Annotated in this window: 1 protein-coding gene; it reads left to right on the top strand. The window is 60.7% G+C overall.

Annotated elements, in window-relative coordinates; translation table 11 throughout:
* Positions 1–199 precede the first annotated feature (199 nt).
* On the top strand, positions 200–2,698 hold the full coding sequence (locus QZY07_RS15780; RefSeq protein WP_295404705.1) for a serine/threonine-protein kinase PknK: 2,499 nt from the start codon (positions 200–202) through the stop codon (positions 2,696–2,698).
* Positions 2,699–2,787: the final 89 nt, after the last annotated feature.

Here is a 2,787-nt window from a genome sequence, read left to right as displayed (position 1 = left end):
GCGTTCCGCCTCGGGGATGTCAGGAAGTTTGATCGAGCTGGGCATGACGGTAGGACGATGCACGGGAAACGATTGGGGAAGCGATGGGGTATTCTAACGGATATCTTCAGCCAAGGCTGCCGTGACTTATTGAGAAGTTACGCTAGTCGGCGATAACGGCATGAAAATAAACAGCTTCAGTCACCGGAGACAGGACTCGATGATTACCCTTGACGGTTATTCCATTCGGGAATTGATTTACGAAAGCGGCCACAGTCAAGTCTTTCGCGGCTGGCGAAAATCTGACGCGCTGCCGGTCATCATCAAAACGCCCTCGTCGCCCCATTTTTCCGTGCGGGAAAACCTGCGCTACCAGAACGAATATCGCCTGCTGGCCGCCTTGCAGTTGAGCCGGATCGTCACGGTGCATGACCTCGTCCAGTACCGTTCCGGGTTCGCCATCATTGAGGAAGATGATGGCGCCTGCGATCTGGATCAGTGGTTGGGTGAACGCCGGATGACGCTGCCGGAGTTCCTGCCGGTGGCCATCCAGATGGCCGAAGGTCTGGACCAGATGCACGGGCAACGGATCATCCACAAGGATCTCAATCCGGCCAATGTGCTGATTCATCCCGCAACGGCGCAGGTGAAACTAACCGATTTCGGGCTGTCCACCCTGATCGCGGTTGAAACCCAGGATGCCTGCGCCCCGGAACTGATCGAAGGCACCCTGCCCTATATCTCGCCCGAACAGACCGGACGGATGAACCGTGCCATCGATTACCGCACCGATCTCTACTCGCTGGGGGTGTGCTATTACCGGATGCTGACCGGAACGCTGCCCTTTGTGACCGCCGATCCGCTGGAGATGGTGCATTGCCATATCGCCCGCCCGCCGGTTGCCCCCGTTGTCCTGGATGCCGCCATTCCGCCGGTGCTGTCCGAGCTGGTGATGAAACTGCTGGAGAAGAAAGCCGAGGATCGCTACCAGAGCGCCTACGGGGTGATGCAGGATTTGATTGCCGTGCAAGCGGCGCTGGATGCCGGTGAGCCGCTGCCGACGCTGGAACTGGGTCGGAGCGACGTATCCAGCCAATTTCAGGTCGCGCACCGACTGTATGGCCGCGACCGAGAAACCCGCCTGCTGCTGGACGCCTTTGATCGAATCACCGCCGGGCGTTCCGAGTTGCTGCTGGTGGGCGGCTATTCGGGCATCGGCAAGACCTCGCTGGTGAACGAGGTGCAAAAGTCGCTGGTGCGCCAGCGCGGCTTTTTCATCGCCGGCAAGCATGATCAGTTTCAGCGGGATCTTCCGTTTTCCGCCCTGATTCAGGCGTTTCGTCGGCTGGTGAGCCAGATGCTGACCGAGCGGGAAGCGCAGATTGCGCACTGGCGGGAGGCGCTCATGGCCGCGCTGGGCAGCAATGCCCGCGTGATCATCGACGTGATTCCCGATGTCGAATGGATCACCGGACCGCGGCCGCCGGCACCAGAACTGGGATCTGCCGAGGCCCAGAATCGCTTTAGCCGCTCTTTTGAGCAGTTCATCGGGGTGTTCGCCCGCCCTGAGCATCCGCTCGTGATCTTCCTGGATGATTTGCAATGGGCCGATGCGGCGTCGCTCGCGCTGATGGAACTCTTGTGCGCCAACCCGGACAGCCGCAACCTGCTGATGATCGGCGCGTATCGGGATAACGAGGTGTCGGCGTCCCATCCGCTGGCGCTGACCCTGAACCGCATTCGCAACGAAGGCGCTCCCGTTGAAACCATCCTGCTCGGCCCGCTCGAACCCGACGATCTGAACCAGATGATCGCCGATACCTTGCATCAACCGGCGGCGGCCACGCCGGAACTGGCGCGACTGCTGCTGGAGAAAACCGGCGGCAATCCGTTTTTCGTCGCCCAGTTTCTCAAGGAACTCCACGCTCAGGGCTGGTTCCGGCTGGACCCGACGCAGGGGCGCTGGCAGTGGGAGATGGCGCGGATCGAGGCCGCCGGCATCACCGATAACGTGGTGGATTTGATGGCGGGGAAAATCAGTCGGATGAGTCCATTAACCCAGCAGGCGCTGCAGATTGCCGCCTGCATCGGCAACCGCTTTGCTTTGACGGTACTGGCGGCGATTCAGGACCGCAGTGAGATCGCCACCGGCAGCGATTTGTGGGAGGCGATCCAGGAGGGTCTGGTCATCACCGCCAACACCGAGTTCCGGTTTCTGCATGACCGGGTCCAGCAGGCGGCCTATTCGCTGATTGCCCCGGCGGACATCGGCCCGCTGCATCTGAAAATCGGTCGCCAACTCTGGCATCGCGCCAGTCCGGCGGAACTCGACGAACGCCTGTTCGATATTACCGGGCATCTGAATGCGGTGCTGGCGCTGATCGATGACCCGGACGAACGGTTCGAGTGTTCCCTGCTCAATCTTCAGGCCGGGCGCAAGGCCAAAGCCGCGACCGCCTACGAACCGGCGCTGCGCCATTTTCAGGCGGCGGCTGATCTGCTGGCCGCCGATTCCTGGACGGCGCACGCTCGCCACACGCTGGAGATATACCGGGAACGAGCCGACGCGGCCTATTTGCTCGGCCAGTTTGCCGCCGCCGAGGCCGACCTGAACGAGGCGCTGGCGCACGCCGCCGACCGCTACGATCAGGCCGACATCTACCTGCAAAAAATCATTCAGTACAACCAGTTGGGAAAATATAACGTAACTTCTCAATAAGTCACGGCAGCCTTGGCTGAAGATATCCGTTAGAATACCCCATCGCTTCCCCAATCGTTTCCCGTGCATCGTCCTACCGTCATGCCCAG

Origin of the sequence: uncultured Thiocystis sp. (assembly GCF_903866365.1) — a bacterium.
GTDB lineage: Bacteria > Pseudomonadota > Gammaproteobacteria > Chromatiales > Chromatiaceae > Chromatium.
This window is presented reverse-complemented; position numbering and strand designations above follow the sequence as displayed.

What these genes read in the sequence shown, in the direction of transcription:
- QZY07_RS15780 (WP_295404705.1), top strand. Translation starts at nt 200, where the DNA reads ATGATTACCCTTGACGGTTATTCCATTCGGGAATTGATTTACGAAAGC.